The 17,123-nt window shown below is 72.5% G+C and carries 19 protein-coding genes; 8 read left to right on the top strand and 11 right to left on the bottom strand.

Annotation, left to right across the window (positions count from 1 at the left end):
- Positions 1-170: 170 nt before the first annotated feature.
- Entirely contained in the window at positions 171-1,427 is a 1,257-nt protein-coding gene (locus ACIBUY_RS32000; RefSeq protein WP_399154457.1) for an exo-beta-N-acetylmuramidase NamZ domain-containing protein, read from the bottom strand.
- Positions 1,428-1,625: 198 nt separating this feature from the next.
- On the opposite strand from ACIBUY_RS32000, the gene ACIBUY_RS31995 reads away from it, so the two are divergent.
- The 3 genes from ACIBUY_RS31995 to ACIBUY_RS31985 are packed head-to-tail and all read left to right on the top strand — an operon-like array spanning position 1,626 to position 4,712.
- A complete protein-coding gene (locus ACIBUY_RS31995; RefSeq protein ID WP_365567151.1) occupies positions 1,626-2,408 on the top strand; it encodes an SDR family oxidoreductase in 783 nt (260 codons plus the stop codon).
- Positions 2,405-4,066 carry an AMP-binding protein gene (locus ACIBUY_RS31990; RefSeq protein ID WP_365567152.1) on the top strand — a complete coding sequence of 554 codons (1,662 nt, stop codon included), beginning with the start codon at positions 2,405-2,407 and terminating at the stop codon, positions 4,064-4,066. Before ACIBUY_RS31995 ends, ACIBUY_RS31990 begins: the two co-directional genes overlap by 4 nt.
- 46 nt (positions 4,067-4,112) lie before the next feature.
- The gene (locus tag ACIBUY_RS31985) at positions 4,113-4,712 is read left to right on the top strand and encodes a TetR/AcrR family transcriptional regulator (RefSeq protein WP_365567153.1); all 600 of its coding nucleotides are present in this window, start codon (positions 4,113-4,115) and stop codon (positions 4,710-4,712) included.
- 10 nt (positions 4,713-4,722) lie between these two features.
- Here ACIBUY_RS31985 and ACIBUY_RS31980 read toward each other — a convergent pair whose 3' ends face one another.
- A complete protein-coding gene (locus ACIBUY_RS31980; protein ID WP_399154456.1) occupies positions 4,723-5,634 on the bottom strand; it encodes a LysR family transcriptional regulator in 912 nt (303 codons plus the stop codon).
- 76 nt (positions 5,635-5,710) lie between these two features.
- Between ACIBUY_RS31980 and ACIBUY_RS31975 the strand changes: the two genes are divergently transcribed.
- On the top strand, positions 5,711-5,857 hold the full coding sequence (locus ACIBUY_RS31975; protein ID WP_399154455.1) for a hypothetical protein: 147 nt from the start codon (positions 5,711-5,713) through the stop codon (positions 5,855-5,857).
- Between the two features lie 13 nt (positions 5,858-5,870).
- Here the strand turns inward: ACIBUY_RS31975 and ACIBUY_RS31970 are convergent, their stop codons facing one another.
- From ACIBUY_RS31970 to ACIBUY_RS31940, 7 genes are all read right to left on the bottom strand, one after another.
- Positions 5,871-7,103: an acyl-CoA dehydrogenase family protein gene (locus tag ACIBUY_RS31970; protein ID WP_365567156.1), complete on the bottom strand. Its 1,233-nt coding sequence runs from the start codon at positions 7,101-7,103 to the stop codon at positions 5,871-5,873.
- A gap of 9 nt (positions 7,104-7,112) precedes the next feature.
- The gene (locus ACIBUY_RS31965; protein ID WP_365567157.1) at positions 7,113-8,150 is read right to left on the bottom strand and encodes a phosphotransferase family protein; all 1,038 of its coding nucleotides are present in this window, start codon (positions 8,148-8,150) and stop codon (positions 7,113-7,115) included.
- A 178-nt stretch (positions 8,151-8,328) separates the two neighbouring features.
- Positions 8,329-8,625, bottom strand: coding sequence for a hypothetical protein (locus ACIBUY_RS31960; protein WP_365567158.1), 297 nt, complete (start codon positions 8,623-8,625; stop codon positions 8,329-8,331).
- A 93-nt stretch (positions 8,626-8,718) separates the two neighbouring features.
- Complete coding sequence (locus ACIBUY_RS31955; RefSeq protein ID WP_399154454.1) at positions 8,719-9,045, bottom strand: DUF202 domain-containing protein; 327 nt, start codon at positions 9,043-9,045, stop codon at positions 8,719-8,721.
- Positions 9,042-9,434 carry a YidH family protein gene (locus tag ACIBUY_RS31950; protein WP_399154453.1) on the bottom strand — a complete coding sequence of 131 codons (393 nt, stop codon included), beginning with the start codon at positions 9,432-9,434 and terminating at the stop codon, positions 9,042-9,044. The genes ACIBUY_RS31955 and ACIBUY_RS31950 overlap by 4 nt, the downstream gene beginning before the upstream one ends.
- A 10-nt stretch (positions 9,435-9,444) precedes the next feature.
- A complete protein-coding gene (locus ACIBUY_RS31945) occupies positions 9,445-9,957 on the bottom strand; it encodes an NUDIX hydrolase (RefSeq protein WP_399154452.1) in 513 nt (170 codons plus the stop codon).
- A gap of 77 nt (positions 9,958-10,034) precedes the next feature.
- Complete coding sequence (locus ACIBUY_RS31940) at positions 10,035-10,988, bottom strand: DMT family transporter (RefSeq protein ID WP_399154451.1); 954 nt, start codon at positions 10,986-10,988, stop codon at positions 10,035-10,037.
- Between the two features lie 304 nt (positions 10,989-11,292).
- Here ACIBUY_RS31940 and ACIBUY_RS31935 point away from each other — a divergent pair, with 304 nt between their 5' ends.
- The 4 genes from ACIBUY_RS31935 to ACIBUY_RS31920 all read left to right on the top strand — a co-directional run bounded on the left by ACIBUY_RS31935 (position 11,293) and on the right by ACIBUY_RS31920 (position 15,279).
- A complete protein-coding gene (locus tag ACIBUY_RS31935) occupies positions 11,293-12,270 on the top strand; it encodes a hypothetical protein (RefSeq protein ID WP_366078400.1) in 978 nt (325 codons plus the stop codon).
- Between the two features lie 47 nt (positions 12,271-12,317).
- The gene (locus ACIBUY_RS31930) at positions 12,318-13,862 is read left to right on the top strand and encodes an APC family permease (protein ID WP_399154450.1); all 1,545 of its coding nucleotides are present in this window, start codon (positions 12,318-12,320) and stop codon (positions 13,860-13,862) included.
- A gap of 102 nt (positions 13,863-13,964) precedes the next feature.
- Complete coding sequence (locus tag ACIBUY_RS31925) at positions 13,965-14,690, top strand: molybdopterin-dependent oxidoreductase (protein ID WP_365576055.1); 726 nt, start codon at positions 13,965-13,967, stop codon at positions 14,688-14,690.
- Positions 14,674-15,279, top strand: a complete 606-nt coding sequence (locus tag ACIBUY_RS31920; RefSeq protein WP_365576057.1) for a cytochrome b/b6 domain-containing protein — start codon at positions 14,674-14,676, stop codon at positions 15,277-15,279. Before ACIBUY_RS31925 ends, ACIBUY_RS31920 begins: the two co-directional genes overlap by 17 nt.
- Positions 15,280-15,321: 42 nt before the next feature.
- Here ACIBUY_RS31920 and ACIBUY_RS31915 read toward each other — a convergent pair whose 3' ends face one another.
- Both ACIBUY_RS31915 and ACIBUY_RS31910 read right to left on the bottom strand, forming a co-directional pair.
- Positions 15,322-16,347: an L-idonate 5-dehydrogenase gene (locus tag ACIBUY_RS31915; protein WP_399154449.1), complete on the bottom strand. Its 1,026-nt coding sequence runs from the start codon at positions 16,345-16,347 to the stop codon at positions 15,322-15,324.
- 13 nt (positions 16,348-16,360) lie between these two features.
- Positions 16,361-17,119, bottom strand: coding sequence for an SDR family oxidoreductase (locus tag ACIBUY_RS31910; RefSeq protein WP_365576060.1), 759 nt, complete (start codon positions 17,117-17,119; stop codon positions 16,361-16,363).
- Positions 17,120-17,123 lie beyond the last annotated feature (4 nt).

The raw sequence follows: 17,123 nt of genomic DNA, 5'->3' as shown, positions 1-17,123 counted from the left end.
GGTGGGATCATCTTTGAGCACGTCGTGCACTGTTGCTGTCGTTGTATGGGGCAGTCAATGTCTGGGACGCGCCGTCTCGGTTCCTGAGATCGCCGGGGCGCGGGTCGTGACGGACCGGCCGCGCCCCGCGGCGGAGCCGCTCATGACACGGCCCCGCGCCCCTGGAGCGTCTACCGGTACGCGAGATAACGCGCGCGCACGTTCCGGAACGCCGCCAGCTCCGTCTGCCACGCCCCCACGACCTCGTCCGTCGAGGCACCCGCGTCGATCATCGTGCGCACCTGCGCCGACCCCGTCAGCTTGTCGATCCAGTTGTCCGGGCGCCAGGCGAAGCCGCTCCAGGCCGACTTGGCGGTGACGAGCAGCGCGATCCCGGTGCGCACCGGGTCGTACGCCTCGCGGTCGTCCACGTGGATCTGGACGCCGCCGATCGTCTTGCCCTGGAACTTGGAGAACGTCGGGGCGAAGTACGCCTCCCTGAAGTGCACGCCGGGCAGGGCGAGTTCATTGGCCTTCGCGGCCCACTTCCCGTCGATGCCCTCGGCGCCGAGGAGTTCGAAGGGGCGGGTGGTGCCGCGCCCCTCGGACAGGTTCGTGCCCTCGAACATGCACGTCCCCGAGTACACCAACGCGGTGTCGGGCGTGGGCATGTTGGGGCTCGGCGGCACCCACGGAAGGCCCGACGCGTCGTAGAAGTCGCGCCGCTTCCAGCCCGTCATGGTGACCGTGGACAGCTCGACGGGCCTGGCCAGGTACTCGCCGTTGAACAGACGGGCCAGCTCGGTCACCGTCATGCCGTGCGCCTGGGAGATCTCCCTGCGGCCGACGAACGTCGCGAACTCCTTGTGCAGGACGGGGCCGTAGGCGCCGCGCCCGGTCACCGGGTTCGGCCGGTCCAGGACGACGAACCGCTTCCCGGCGAGCTGCGCCGCCTCCATGCAGTCGTACAGCGTCCAGATGTACGTGTAGAAGCGCGCGCCCGCGTCCTGGATGTCGAAGACGATCGTGTCCACGCCGGACGCGGTGAAGACGTCGGCGAGCGGCTGCCCGCTCTTCAAGTAGGTGTCGTAGACGGGCAGTCCGGTCGCCGGGTCGTCGTAGCGGCCCTCGCTGCCGCCCGCCTGCGCGGTGCCGCGGAAGCCGTGCTCGGGGCCGAACACCGCGACCAGGTTCACGCGTTCGTCCGCGTGCATGACGTCCACGATGTGCCGGACGTCGCGCGTGACGCCGGTCGGGTTGGTGACGACGCCGACCTTCTGTCCTTCGAGCAGCCGGTAGCCGTCCGCCGCGAGCCGCTCGAAACCGGTCCGCAGGCGCCGGCCGCTCCCGCCGGACGAAGCCGCCGCGGTTCCCGCCCCGGCGCTCAGCGCACCCGCCGCACCCGCACCCGCGCTCGCCGCGAGCAGCACCCGTCTGGACACGTTCATGGACAGACCTCCGTGATCACCGGAACTGGCATGGCCATGCACGCTATCGCCCGAGCTCGCGGCACGGAACGAACCGCGCGTGGATCACCGTCGGACCGCTGACGGATCACTGGCCGCTACCCCTTCCCCGTCTCCATACCGACTGGTTAGTCTGCTGAGGTAACGGAGCCGTGTTTCGCGTCGCGTCGAAGGAGACCGATGGTGGAGAGCCCTCAGGGACAGCCGGATCTACAGGGCCGGGGAGTCGTCGTCACCGGTGCGGGCGGCGGCATCGGCGCCGCACTCGCCCGCAGATTCGCGGCCGCGGGGGCCCGCGTCGTCGTCAACGACCTGGACGCGGCGAAGGCCGCGACCGTCGCCGGGGAGATCGGCGCGACGGCCGTCCCCGGTGACGCCTCCGCGATCATCGGCGACGCCCGCGACGCGCTCGGCGGCACCGTCGACGTCTACTGCGCCAACGCCGGTCTCGCCTCCGGCGGCACCGAGGCCGCGGACGCGGCGGTGTGGGCGGCGGCCTGGGACGTCAACGTCATGGCGCACGTCCGCGCCGCACACGCCCTGCTGCCCGACTGGCTGGAGCGCGGCACAGGCCGCTTCGTCTCCACCGTCTCCGCCGCGGGCCTGCTCACCATGGTCGGCGCCGCCCCCTACAGCGTGTCAAAGCACGGCGCGTACGCCTTCGCCGAGTGGCTCTCGCTCACCTACCGCCACCGCGGCCTCAAGGTCCACGCGATCTGTCCGCAGGGCGTGCGCACCGACATGCTCACCGCGGCGGGCAGCGCCGGCGACCTGGTGCTCGCGCCGACCGCGATCGAGCCCGAGGACGTCGCCGAGGCGCTGTTCACGGGCATGGCCGAGGACCGCTTCCTGATCCTGCCGCACCCCGAGGTCGCCGGGTACTACGCGGCCCGCGCCGCGGACCCCGACCGCTGGCTGACGAACATGAACCACATCCAGCAGAAGTGGGAGGCCGCCCAGTGACCGCATCCGTCTACGCCGCACAGCCCTGGCTCGGCGTCCTCAACGACGCGCAGAAGGCCCCGGTCACCCCGGCCGCGTCCGTCGCCCACGTCTTCGCCGACGCCGTGCGCCGCGCCCCCGACCGCACCGCCCTCGCCTACTTCGACGGCCGCCTCACGTACGCCGAGGTGGACGCCCTGTCGGACTCGGTCGCCGGACACCTGGCCGCCCGGGGCCTCGAGCGCGGCGACCGCGTCGCGATCATGCTGCAGAACACCCCGCACTTCGTGCTCGCGCTGCTCGGCGCGTTCAAGGCGGGCGCCGTCGTCGTCCCCGTGAACCCGATGTACAAGTCCGGTGAGGTCGGGCACGTCCTGCACGACGCCGAGGTGACGGCGCTGGTCTGCACCGACCGCGCCTGGGAGGCGTATCTGCGCGAGACGGCCGCCGACTCGCCCGTGCGCATCGTGCTCACCGCCTGCGAGCTCGACCTGCAGACGCGGGGCGACGAGCGGGTGCTGAACTTCGCGCGCGTGACCCCGGCCGCCGACGACGCCGACGACCTCGTGGCCGTCGCCCGCGCGGGCCACAAGGCTCCCGAGGGGCGGGAGTTGAGCGGCGACGACATCGCGCTCATCAGCTACACCTCCGGCACCAGCGGCACCCCCAAGGGCGCCACGAACCTGCACCGCAACATCACCTACAACGCCGAGCGCCAGCGCACCGGGCTCCAACTCCCCGACGGCGCCACGTACTTCGCGCTCGCGCCGCTCTTCCACATCACCGGCATGGTCTGCGAGCTCGTCGCCTGCTGCGCCAACGCGGGCACGCTCGCGCTCGCCTACCGTTTCGAACCGGGCGTGGTCCTCGACGCGTTCGCCGAGCACCGGCCCGCCTACACCGTCGGCCCGTCCACCGCCTTCATGGCGCTCGGCGCCCAGCCGCAGGCCACCCGCGAGCACTTCGCGTCCTTCGTCTCGATCTCCTCCGGCGGCGCCCCCGTGCCGCCCGCGCTCGTCGAGAAGTTCCGCGCGGGATTCGGCCCCTACATCCACAACGGCTACGGCCTCACCGAGTGCACCGCGCCCTGCGCCTCCGTGCCCCCGGGCGTCGAGGCCCCCGTCGACCCGGTCTCGGGGACCCTCGCGGTCGGCGTCCCGGGCCCCGACTCGGTCGTGCGCATCCTCGACGACCTCGGCGCCGAGGTCCCCCTCGGCGAACAGGGCGAGATCGCGGTGCGCGGCCCGCAGGTCGTGCCCGGCTACTGGCGCCGCCCCGACGCCACCGCCGAGGCCTTCCCCGACGGCGAACTGCGTACCGGCGACATCGGCTTCATGGACGAGAACGGCTGGCTGTACGTCGTCGACCGCAAGAAGGACATGATCAACGCGTCCGGCTTCAAGGTCTGGCCGCGCGAGGTCGAGGACGTCCTCTACACCCACCCCGCCGTGCGCGAGGCGGCCGTCGTCGGCATCCCCGACGCGTACCGCGGCGAGAGCGTCAAGGCGTACGTGAGCCTGCGCCCCGGCGCCGACGCGACCCCCGACGAGCTGTCCGCGTACTGCAAGGAGCGGCTCGCGGCGTACAAGTATCCGCGCGAGGTGGAGGTCCTGCGGGACCTGCCGAAGACGGCGAGTGGGAAGATCCTCAGGCGGGAACTGCGTTCCCCGAAGGCGTGACCGGAACCGGACCCCGGACACAGACACGGAAAGGCAGGTGGCGGCAGTGCCCAGGACGACGACGGACGACGGTGACGGCACGCCCGTTCCGCAACGGCTCCTCGCGGCCGCCACCCGGCTGTTCGCCGAGCGCGGCTACGACCGTACGTCGGTGCAGGAGATCGTGGAGGCGGCGGGCGTCACCAAGGGCGCCCTCTACCACTACTTCGGCTCGAAGGACGATCTCCTGCACGAGGTGTACGCGCGCGTGCTCCGCCTCCAGCAGGAGCGGCTCGACGCGTACGCCGAAGGGGACGAGCCCGTCGAGCAGCGGCTGCGCGGGGCGGCGGCCGACGTGGTCGTCACGACGATCGACAACCTCGACGACGCGGCGATCTTCTTCCGCTCCATGCACCACCTGAGCCCGGAGAAGAACAAGCAGGTGCGGGCCGAGCGGCGCCGCTACCACGAGCGGTTCCGGGCCCTGATCGAGGAGGGCCAGAAGACCGGCGTCTTCTCCACCGAGACCCCGGCCGACCTGGTCGTGGACTACCACTTCGGCTCGGTCCACCACCTGTCCACGTGGTACCGCCCCGACGGCCCGCTCACCCCGCAGCAGCTCGCCGACCAGCTGGCGGACCTGCTGCTGCGCGCCCTGCGTCCGTAAGCCGGTCCAGTCAGTCCAGTCGGTCCAGTTGGTCGAGTCGGTCGAATCGGTCCAGTCGGTCCAGTTGGTCCAGGAGAGCCCCGGCCGCGGGATTGCGCGGACGGGGCGCCCGGCCGGCCAGCACGATCGACCGCCCAGGCTCCGGCTGCCGGATGCGTACGCACGGCAGCCCGGCCGCCTCGCCGATCCGGCGCGGCACGATCGCCACCCCGATCCCGGCCCGCACCAGGTCGACGAGCAGCCCGATCTGCGTCACGTCACAGGTGATGCGCCGCTCCAGACCGCAGTGCGCGGCGAGCCTGCGCACCGCCGTCTCCAGACCCGTACCGGCCTTGAAGTCGATGAACGGCTCGGCGGCGAGATCGCGGATGAGCGTGCGCCCCGCGGCGGCGAGGGGATGCCCGGGCGCGGTCACCAGCACGAGATCCTCCTGCCACGTCGCGAACGGGGCGAGCCCGTCCGGGAGCCTGCGGGCGTCGGGCGCGAGGAAGGCCAGATCCAGCTCCCCGGCCCGCAGCCCGTCGATCAGCTCCTCCACGGGGGCCTCCCGCACGGATACCTGGACCGCGGGGAACTCCCGGTGGAACGCGGCGAGTTCACCGGCCAGGTCCACACAGGTCAGCGTCTGGATGGTGCCGATGGCGAGCCGCCCGGCACCGAGCCCGGACACCTGGGCCACCGCCTGCCGTGCGGCCTCCGCCCCGGCGAGCAACTGCCGCGCCTGCGGCAGCAGGGCCCGCCCGGCCTCGGTGAGCACGACCCGCCGCCCTGTCCGGTCGAACAGCTCCGCGCCCAGCTCACGCTCCAGATTGCGCACCGACGTACTGAGCGCGGACTGCACGATGAGCTCGGCGCGGGCGGCGGCGGTGAAACTGCCCTCGGTCACGACCGCCACGAAGTGGCGCAGCTGACGTATCTCCACCCATCGATTCTATGGATGGGTGCCAGCGAAACGATCTGTTGGACCGGGGGAGCGGGGCGGCGCGATGGTGGACGGCATGGATCACGTACCCGCCCTGTGGACCACCTCGTACGCGCCCCGCGTCCCGGCCCTCGTCCGCGCGCTCTCCCGTCAACTCCTGCGCACCCGCTGCCTGTTGCGCCGTCTGGCGCTCCTTGACCACACGGGCGGCGGCGGATACTGAGCCCGCATACGCCCTAGAGGTAGCGCTTCAACTCCCGCCGCGCCAGCGACCGCTGGTGCACCTCGTCGGGTCCGTCGGCGAGCCGCAGGGTCCGCGCGCCCGCCCAGAGCTCGGCCAGCGGGTAGTCCTGCGAGACGCCGCCCGCGCCGTGCAGCTGGACCGCCTTGTCGATGATGTCGACGACCGTGCGCGGCGTCGCGATCTTGATGGACTGGATCTCGGTGTGCGCCCCGCGGTTGCCGACCGTGTCCATCAGCCAGGCGGTCTTCAGGACGAGCAGCCGCAGCTGCTCGACCGCCACCCGCGCGTCGGCGATCCACTCCTGCACGACACCCTGCTGGGCGAGCGGCTTGCCGAACGCGGTGCGGGCCACGGCCCGCTTGCACATCAGCTCGATCGCCCGCTCGGCCATGCCGATCAGCCGCATGCAGTGGTGGATGCGGCCCGGGCCGAGCCGCGCCTGCGCGATGCCGAAGCCGCCGCCCTCCTCGCCGATCAGGTTCGAGGCGGGGACGCGTACGTGGTCGAAGACGACCTCGGCGTGGCCGCCGTGCCAGTGGTCCTCGAAGCCGTACACCTGCATGGCCCGGCGCACCTCGACGCCCGGGGTGTCCCGCGGCACGAGCACCATCGACTGCTGGCGGCGGATGTCGGGCCCGTCCGGATCGGTCTTCCCCATGACGATGAAGACCTGGCAGTTCGGGTTCATGGCGCCGGAGATGTAGAACTTCCGGCCCGTGATGACGTAGTCGTCACCGTCGCGCTCGATGTACGTCGTGATGTTCGTGGCGTCCGAGGAAGCGACCTCAGGCTCCGTCATCGCGAACGCCGAGCGGATCTCACCGGCGAGCAGCGGCTGGAGCCACTGCTTCTGCTGGGCCTCGGTGCCGAACTGGGCGAGCACCTCCATGTTCCCGGTGTCGGGCGCGGCACAGTTCAGCGCGGTCGGCGCCAACTGCGGGCTGCGGCCGGTGATTTCGGCCAGCGGCGCGTACTGGAGGTTGGTCAGGCCCGCGCCGTGCTCGGCGTCGGGCAGGCTGTGCTGGTCTACAAAGAAGAGGTTCCACAGGCCCTGCCTGCGTGCCTCGGCCTTCAGCTCCTCGACCACGGCCGGGGTGTCCCACGGCGAGTCGAGCGCGGCACGCTGCTCGGCGGCGACGGCCTCCGCCGGGTGCACGTGCTCGTCCATGAACGTGAGGAGCCGCTGCCGCAACTCCTCGGTGCGGGCGTCGAATGCGAAGTCCATGAGAGGGGATCAGCCTTCCTGAAGAGTGGTGCGGCCGTGCTCGATGAAGACCGGGACCAGTTCGCCGATCCGGTCGAATCCGGCGCCGACCGTCTGGCCGAGCGTGTAGCGGTAGTGGATGCCCTCGAGGATCACGGCGAGCTTGAACCAGGCGAACGCCGTGTACCAGGAGACCGCGGAGACGTCGCGGCCCGAACGCGCCGCGTACCGCTCGATCAGCTCGGCCGGATCCGGATGCCCTGCCGCCGAAGCGGTCGTGGAGACGGGGGACTCGGTCAGGTCGAGCGGCTCGCTGTACATCACGAGCAGGCCGAGGTCGGTGAGCGGATCGCCGAGCGTGGACATCTCCCAGTCGAGGATCGCCTTGATGCGGTCGACGCCGACGCCGTCCTTTTCGTCCCAGCGCACCAGGACGTTGTCGAGGCGGTAGTCGCCGTGCACGATCGTCGCCGCGGGCGAGTCGGGCAGGGAGCGGCCGAGGGCGGCGTGCAGCTCGTCGATGCCGGCGAGCTCCCGGTTGCGGGACGCGTCGAGCTGCTTGCCCCAGCGGCGCAACTGCCGGTCGAGGAAGCCCTCGGGCCGCCCGAAGTCCGCGAGCCCGACCCCGGCGGGGTCCACGGCGTGCAGGTCCACCAGGGTGTCGACGAGCCCGAGCACGGTGGCGCGGGTCCGCTCGGCGCCGATCGGCGCGAGCTCGGCCGCGGTCCTGTACGGCGTCCCGTCCACGAACTCCATGACGTAGAACGGAGCCCCGAGCACGTCCTCGTCCTCGCACAGCAGCAGCGGCTCGGGCACCGGCACGTCCGTCGCGTGCAGCGCGTCGATGACCCGGTGCTCGCGCTTCATGTCGTGCGCGGTGGCCAGGACGTGTCCGAGGGGCGGCCGCCGGACGACCCACTTCGTGGCCCCGTCCGTCACCTCGTACGTCAGATTGGACCGGCCGCCCTCGATGAGCCGTCCGGACAGCGGACCGCCGACCAGGCCGGGGCGCTCACGGTCGAGGTGGGCGCGCAGCTGGTCGAGGTCGAGGCCTCGGGGGTGACTCATCGTGGTCCTCCGCACGGTCAAAGTGAATGACGGGACTCATCATGCCGACCAGTCGGTATGTCGTCCAGTGGCTCTCAGGAAACGTGATCGTTCTTACGGTGCCTACGGTGCCTCGCCGTGCGGGCAAACGAAAGGGCCCGGCGTCGGCCGCCGGGCCCTGCGCGTCATCGGTCGTACGTCAGTGGTCGTCCCAGTGGCCCTCGTGCTCCGCGTGGCGGTGGCCGTCGTGGACGTAGTCGACGTGGTCCCCGTGCGCGACCGCCGTGTGCCCGCAGTCCGCGCCGTGCCGGTGCTCGTGCCCCTCGTGCGCGACGTGCCCGCCGGGCTCGCACTCGTCCCAGTGGCCGTCGTGCTCGGCGTGCAGGTGCCCGTCGTGCGCGTAGTCGACGTGGTCGCCGTGCTGCACCGCCTCGTGGCCGCAGGCCGGGCCGTGCGCGTGCTCGTGGACGGGGTGTTCCTGGTGGAGGGTGGTCATGGTGCGCTCACCTTCGGTGATGTGCGGGGGTGACGTTCTCAGGCTAGCCCGTGATGTCGCAATCGCCCCGTTGTGTCCGGCTCGGGGGGCGGGTCACGCCACCAGCGCCGCGGCGAACACCGCGAGCGCGACCGTGCACAGCGCCGCCGTCGCCGCGCCCCGACGGGACATCAGCGGCGGCGCCGCCTCGTTCAGGGCGAGCCCGGTGATCCTGCGGTGCGCGACGCGCAGGAAGCCCAGCCACACCCCCAGGCAGAGCGCCGCGGCCACGACGCTCAGCGGCCCGGTCCCGCCGTGCAGGGCCGTCTTCACCGCGAGCAGCGCCGCCACCGTGCACGACAACGTCGTGCGCCGCCACGCCAGTCGGGTCCGCGCGGGCTGCAGGCCCGGATCGCGCACGGCCTCGCTCACCCCGCTCACCCCTCCCAGCCCACGATCACCACGAACACCATCGCGACGGCGACCAGGGCGACGACCACGCCCAGCAGCGCGGGGAACTTCGACACCGGCAGGTCCTCGCCGCGCCGCATCGCCCGCTCGCAGCGCACCCAGTGGCTCACCGCCCGCAGCGAGCAGAGCGCGCCCGCGCCGAGCAGCGCGAGCGCGAGGCCGACCCGCCAGGCGTAGCGCAGGTCCGGCAGGAACTGGTCCACGGCGAAGCCGCCGCCGATCAGCGCGAGCGCGGTGCGCAGCCAGGCCAGGAAGGTCCGCTCGTTGGCCAGCGAGAAGCGGTAGTCGGGCGTGTCGCCCTCGTCCCTGATCCGCTCCGGGGCGAACCAGAGCCGGACGTTGCGCACGAATTCGATCACCCGCAGGACACTACCCGTGGGCCTTCCAGCGTTCGTACGCCATCAGCCCGTCCGGCGTCCACTCCCACTCCCCGTCCGCGATCCGCCGATCCAACTCGTCCGGGCTCAGGAACCCGTGCCAGTCGATCTCCTCGACCTGCGGCTGCACGGGCGGCGCGCAGGTGACTTCGTAGACGTACGACCACCAGGAGTTCCCGGTGGGGCCCTCGTACAGGAACGTGAACAGCGGGGTGGGCTGCGGCAGTCCGCTCACCCCGAGCTCCTCCTCGGCCTCGCGCAGGGCGGCCTCGTCGTACGTCTCGCCGGCGCCGACGACTCCGCCGACGAACATGTCGTAACGGCCGGGGAAGACGAGCTTCGTGCGGGTGCGGCGGTGCACGAACACGTTGCCCTCCGGGTCGCGGGCCAGGATGAACGCGCACCGGTGCCGCAGGTTCTCCCGGTACGCCCGGCCGCGCGGGGCCTGCCCGATGACGTGGTCGTGCTCGTCGACGATGTCGAGGATTTCCTCAGCGGGATTCATGCGGGGGAGGCTAACCCGGCCAGGGGCGCGGGGCTGTGTCATGAGCGGCTCCGCCGCGGGGCGCGAGCAACCACGATCTACGAGCCACTCGGCGACGAAGGGGCAACCGGCAACGGCGCTGAGCCACCGGGGCTCTGCCCCGGACCCCGCTGCCTCTCGTCCAAGGGCGGGGCTTGATTTGCGCCCGGCATCGCAGGATGCAACCCCAGCAGGATCACCCCCACCACGATCCCGGCCAGCCCAGCCGCCTCCCAGGCCAAGGCCCCCGTGTCCATCCGCAAGCGGTCCCCGAGGAAACCCACCCCGCACACGATCCCCGCCAACGGCTGCGCGGCGGTGAGCGCGGGCAGGGACATCCGCAGCGGTGCCGTCTCGAACGCGCTCTGCACGAGGACCAGGCCCGTCACCCCGAGCGCGAGCACCGCGTACGGCTGCCACCCGGTGAACAGGGCCGTCCAGCCGCCGGAGGACAGCCGCTGACCGCTGACCCGGGTCAGCGCGTCCTGCACCCCGTACAGCAGCCCGGCCGCGACGGCGAGCAGGACCGGCCCCGCGCTGAGCCGCGAGCGCTTGGCGAGGGCCGCGAGGAACAGGGCCCCGCCGACCATCACGCCGACGATCAGCCAGTGCCGCAGCGGATCGGCGACCGCGGTGCCGCCGTGCGGCTGCCCGGCCACGATGAACGCCGTCACGCCGCCCGCGAGCAGCAGCAGCCCCGCCCAGCCCTGCCGGCCCAGCGGTTGTCTGGTCCGGCGGCGCGAAAGGACGAGCGCGAACAGGAGGTTGGTGGCGAGCAGGGGCTCGACCAGCGTCACCTCGCCGCGGCCGAGGGCGATCGCACCGAGCACCATGCCGCACACCATCAGCCCTATCCCGGCGAGCCACTGCGGCACCCGGATCAGGTCGAGCAGCAGCCGCGGCGAGAGGAAGTCACCGAGCGGGGCGTGCCGTGCCGCGCTCTGCTGGAGGACGAATCCGGCACCCAGACAGAACGCCGCGCTCACGGAGAGGACGAGTACGAGAACCGACACGCTGCGCACCTCGGACAGCTGCTGGACGGGCAGGGGTGGGTATCTGCCGACGATAGCGCCCCACAGCGTCAACTGCTCCCCGAGTGCCCGGGACGAGAGGCGCGACACACGCCGAACTCATCACATTCCGCCAGCAGTTGATCCACCGGTCGGTGAAGCCCGTCACCCGATCACCCTTGACGCGGAGCCCTCCCTACCGGTTTGCTGTGCGTGATCATTCGCACCCCCCCGGGCCCGCGCAACGTCGCGTCGATGCCCTCTGCACGTCGACACCCATCTGAACAGTCGTAGAGGAACCGTCGCGGTGTCTCCACCCCCGCCTCCGCTCGGGCGCCCCCGCAAGAAGGGCGCGCACTCCGCGCACTTCGGTGACCCCGCGCTCGACGACGCCGAACTCGTCACCGCGCGCACCGCACTCGCCCAGGGCCGCTGGACCGAGGCCCGCGCCCTGCTCGCCGCCACCGGTGACGACTGGGACCGCCGCGGCCACCGGATCATGGGGCTCGCGCAGGAGGCCACCGCGGCCGCCTGGACCCGCGACTGGAGCCTCGCCGAACCCGAGTCCACCGACGCGGCCGTGCTCCTCGCCTGCGCCACCGTGTACCGCGCCGTCACCGGCAAGACCCGCGCCGACAAGGCGCGCGACGCCTGCCTCGACGCCACCGCCCTGGTGCCGCACGACCCGACGCCCTGGCTCGGACTGCTGTTCCTGGAGCGGGAGTTGGGGCGCGAGGAGGACGTCGTACGCCTCTTCGACGAGGTGCGGCACCGGCACCCCGTGCACCACCACGCCCACCACCTGATGGTGGCGCGGCTCGCCGAGCGGCGCGCCCTCGCGGGTCAGGACCCGCTGCACGAGGTGTACGACTTCGCGGCCTGGGCGGCCGAACAGGCGCCGCCCGACTCGCCGCTCGCGGTCCTGCCGGTCGTCGCGCACGCCGAGCGCTACCGCGTCCTGGCCCGGGCCGGCAGCGAGCCCGACGACCCGAAGGCCTCCGGGCACTGGACGGGGCGGCGCGCCCGCCTCGTCATGAAGGCCGCGTTCGACTGGTGGCTGGAGTGGGGCGACCCGCACGACCGGGCCGGGTTCGCGCACCCGCGCGGCCGCATCGACCTCAACTTCCTCGCCCACGCCAAGTACTGCGAGGGCCGCCCGGCCGAGGCGGCCGCCCTGTTCCACCGCATCGGCCCGCACGTCACCCCGGCGCCCTGGTCCTACCCGGACCGGGACCCGCACGAAGCCTTCCGGGCCGCGCGCACCGCCGCGCTCGGCTCGGCGTAGACGAACGAACGGTCAGCAGCAACCCACACCGGAAGGACAACCCCGCCATGACGACGGGCAGTTCGAGCACGAGCAGCGGCAGAGCCGCGGTCGCCGAACCGGGCATCAGCACCTATCTCGGCGAGGAGAGCGCGCTGCGCGCGGGCCGCCTCGGCACGGCAGGCCTGCTGCTGTCCGTGCTCGCCGCGACCGGCCCGCTGATGGTGGTGGCCGGTGTCATGCCGACGACGTTCGCGGTGATGGGCGTCGTCGGACAGCCGCTGCTCTTCCTCATCCTCGGCGTCGTGCTGACCCTCTTCAGCGTCGGCTACGCGGAGATGAGCCGCCACGTGCACAACGCGGGCGCCTTCTACGCGTACATATCCCGCGGTCTCGGCCCGACGACCGGCGCCGCCGCGGCCCTCGTCGCGCTCGTCGCCTACAGCGCCCTCCAGGTCGGCATCTACGGCATGTTCGGCTTCGAGGTCTCGGCGCTCGCCCAGCAGTACCTCGACCTCGAACTCGCCTGGTGGATCCCGGCGTTGATCGCCGTCGTCGCGGTCGGCGTGCTCGCCCTCCTCAAGATCGACGTCAACGCCAAGGTGCTCGGCGCGCTCCTGCTCATCGAGGTCGCCGCCGTGGTCGTCTTCGACATCGCCGCGATCGGCGACCCGGGCAGCCAGGGCGTCTCCCTGCACGCCTTCAACCCGGACACCCTCTCCGGCGCGGGCCTCGGCACCGCCCTGTGCTTCTGCATCGCCGCGTTCACCGGCTTCGAGCAGGCGCCCGTGTACGCGGAGGAGACCAGCCGCCCGCACATCCTGGTGCCCCGCGTGATGTTCCTGGCCGTCGGCGGCGTCGCCGTCTTCTTCGCGCTCAGCTCCTGGGCCCTGACGGTCGCGACCGGCCCCTCGGCCATCGTGGGCGAGGCCCAGAAGCAGTCGGCGGGCCTGCTGTTCGGCCTGACCGGGGACCGGCTCGGCTCCACCTTCACGGACATCGTCCAGATCTTCTTCGTCACCGGCATGTTCGCGGCGCTGCTCAGCTTCCACAACGTGGTGGCGCGGTACGCGTTCGCGATGGGCCGCGAGGGACTGCTCCCGGCCCGGTTCGGCCGCACCAACAGCGGCAGCGGAGCGCCCGGCACCGGCTCGGTCCTGCAGTCGGTGATCTCCCTGGTCGTGGTCGCCGCGTTCGCGCTCGCCGACGACGGCCCGGCCGGCGACCCCACGGCGCCGGTCCTCCACCTGTTCACCTGGGGCGGCAACGTGGGCGCCCTCGGCGTCATCCTCCTGATGGCCACGGCCTCCATCGCCGTCATCGCCTTCTTCGCCAAGCGCGGCGCGGCGGGCGCCCAGGCCTGGCGCCTCGTCGCCTCCGGCCTCGCGGCGATCGCCCTGCTGGTCATCGCGGGCTACACCATCAAGGACTTCGACGTCCTGGTCGGCTCGGGCCCCGACTCCTCGCTGAACTGGCTCCTGCCCGGCATCATCGCCCTGGCCGCGGTCGGCGGCATCGCGTACAGCCTGGTCCTGCGCAAGCGGAACCCCCGGGCCCACGCGCGGATCGGCCTGGGCAACGAGGCGTTCCAGCTGGAGAAGAAGGCCGGCTGAGCCGACCCCGCCCCACCCGTCGCCGGATGCGGACCCTGACGAAACGGTGACGGCCCCAGGCGGACCCTGGCCAACCCCACCCCGGGGTGCCAGATTCGAACCATGAACGCGCACCCGGGCCCAGGCCCGGCCAAAGAAGGCGGCGCCCCGCTGGGGCGCCGCCTGATCCTGGGCATGCTCGGCGCGGGGGCGCTCGGCGTGGCCGCGGCCAACCCCCTCAGCCACGCCTTCGAGGGCGTCGCCCAGAAGGACCCCACCGGCCTGACGGGCCTGCTCCCCAACGGCGGCGGCTTCCGTTACTACTCCGTCGCCGCCTCCGTCCCCCACAAGAGCGCCGAGACCTACCGCCTCACCGTCGACGGCCTCGTGGCCCGCCCCGCCACCTACACGCTCCCCGAACTACGGGCTCTGCCCCAGACCCGCCTCGTCCGCGACGTGCAGTGCGTCACGGGCTGGCGCGTCCCCGGCACCCCCTTCGAAGGCGTACGGCTCTCGCGGATCCTGGACGCCGCGGGAGTGCGCCCGACCGCCAGGGCCGTGCGCCTGACTTGCTTCGACGGAACGTACAGCGAGAGCCTCACGCTCCAACAGGCGCGCCGCGCGGACGTGTTGGTGGCCCTGCGCATGCAGGACAAGGACCTGGTGCACGCGCACGGCGGACCCGTACGCCTCTACGTGGCACCCATGTACTTCTACAAGTCGGCCAAGTGGCTCTCCGGAATCACCGTCACCGACCGGGTACGGCCCGGCTATTGGGAGGACCGGGGCTACGACGTCGACGCCTGGGTCGGCAGGTCGAACGGACGCGGCGATGAGCCTACGGACTGAACTCCCGGCCCGCGTGCGGAGGTTCACCCCCGCCGAGCGCTGGGTGCACCGCTGCACGGCCGTCCTCATGGGTGCCTGCGTCGCCACCGCGGCCTGCCTCTACCTGCCCCAGCTCGCCGAACTCGTCGGCCGCCGCGCCCTCGTCGTCACCGTCCACGAATGGTCGGGGCTGCTGCTGCCCGCCCCGTTCCTGCTCGGCCTCGCCTCCCGTGCCTTCCGCGCGGACCTGAACCGGCTCAACCGCTTCGGCCCGCGCGACAAGGCGTGGCTGCGCGCGGTGCTACGCCGTCAACCGGGCCGCCCGGCGGGCAAGTTCAACGCCGGGCAGAAGCTGTGGGCGGCCTGGCTCGCCGGTGCCGTGCTCGTCATGCTCGGCACCGGACTGCTCATGTGGTTCACGCATCTCGCGCCGCTGGCCTGGCGCACCGGCTCCACCTTCGTGCACGACTGGCTGGCGCTCGCCCTCGGCATCGTCCTCGCGGGGCACATCGGCATGGCGTACGGGGATCCCGAGGCCCGCAGGGGCATGCGCACCGGATTCGTACGGCGGGAGTGGGCCGAGCGCGAGCACGGAGAATGGCTCCAGTGACGTGTCGAAGAAGCTGATGCCCGCTTCCAGGGCCGCGCGCACCTACGTGCCGAAGTCCAGCAGGACCTTGCAGGACCGCGAACGGTCGGCGGCCAGCTCGAAGGCCCGCACCGCGTCGCCCACCGGGACGACGGCACTGACCAGACCGGCGAGCGCGGGCGTGCGGGCGAGCAGTTCGAGAGCGTCGTCGAACTCCGCGTCGAAGCGGAACGCCCCGCGCAGCTCGATTTCCCGGCTCACCACCAGGTTCCCGGCGAACGGGCTCTGCCCCGGCGGCAGCATCCCCAGCTGCACCACCGTGCCGCCGCGCCGCACCCGGTGCAGACAGGTGTCGAGCCCGGCCGCGACCCCGGACGCCTCGATCGCCACGTCCACCTCGTCCGGCCACCCGGGATCGGCCGGATCGTCGGCCCGTACGAGGATGTCGGCGCCCGCGACGGCCGCGTACTCCAGGGCCCTGGGCAGCAGATCGGTCACCGTCACCCGGGCCGCGCCGGCCGCCTTCGCCGCGGCGACGACGAGCGCGCCGATCGGGCCCGCGCCGGTCACCAGGACGTGCCGCCCGGCGACGTCCCCGGCCCGCCGCACCGCGTGCAGCGCCACCGAGAGGGGCTCGGCGAGAGCGGCCCGCTCCAGCGGGAGCCCTTCGGGCAGCGCCCTCAACTGGTCGGCGGGTACGACGAGTTCGGCCGCGAAACCGCCCTGGACGTGCGGCGTGCGGGCCGCGCTGCCCAGGTAGCGGGTGTCACGGCAGACGTTGCGCCGCCCGTCCACGCACTCGGGGCAGACGCCGCACGGCGTCGCCGGGTGCACGGCGACAGGGGTGCCCGGCGGGGGCCCCGCGGCCCCGGGCCCGTACGCGAGGACCGTGCCGACGACCTCGTGGCCGAGCACCATCGGCTCCTTGAGCCGGAAGTCGCCGACGCCGCCGCGGTGCCAGTAGTGCAGATCGGACCCGCACACCCCGCCGAACCGGACGGCGACCAGGGCCTGCCCGGAGTCCGGTGCGGGGGAGGGGAGTTCGTCGACGCGCAGATCACCGGCGCCGTGGATCACACAGCCGAGCATCAGGGAGCCCCTCTCACAGAACGCTGGTCATGCCGCCGTCGACGTACAGGATCTGGCCGCCGACGAAGTCCGCCGCGGGCGAGGCCAGGAACAGCACCCCGCCCACCAGGTCCTCCGTGCGGCCCCATCGCCCGGCCGGCGTGCGGCGGCGCACCCAGGCGCTGAACTCCTCGTCGCGGACGAGGGGTTCGGTCAGCTCGGTCTCGATGTAGCCGGGGCCGAGCCCGTTGACCTGGACGCCCGACGGGCCCCAGTCGGCGCACATGCCCTTGGTGAGCATCTTCAGAGCGCCCTTGGTGGCCGCGTACGGGGCGATGCCCGGGCGGACCACCTCGCTCTGCAGCGAACAGATGTTGACGATCTTGCCGTGGCCGCGGGCGACCATGCCCCGTGCGGCCTCGCGGGCCACCAGGAACGCGCTGGTGAGATTGGTGTCCAGGATCCGGTGCCAGTCGGCGTCGGCGAACTCCAGGAGCGGGGCCCGCAGTTGCATGCCCGCGTTGTTGACGAGGATGTCGAGCGGGCCGACCCGCTCTTCGACGTCCGCGATCCCGGCGGCCACGGCGGCGCCGTCGGTGACGTCGAACGCCGCCGTGTGCACGGCGCCGCCCAACTCGCGTGCGGCCTTGTCCAGTTGCTCGGCGTCCCGGCCGTTGAGGACGACCGTGCAGCCGGCCTCCAGGAGGCCGCGGGCCAGGGCGAACCCGATCCCGCGGCTCGACCCGGTGACGAGGGCGGTGCGGCCGCTGATGTCGAACAGGGGGTGACTCATCGAC

The organism is Streptomyces sp. NPDC050085 (assembly GCF_044460595.1).
Lineage (GTDB): Bacteria > Actinomycetota > Actinomycetes > Streptomycetales > Streptomycetaceae > Streptomyces.
The sequence above is the reverse complement of the archived record's forward strand: the minus strand, read 5'-3'. Positions and strand labels throughout refer to the sequence as shown.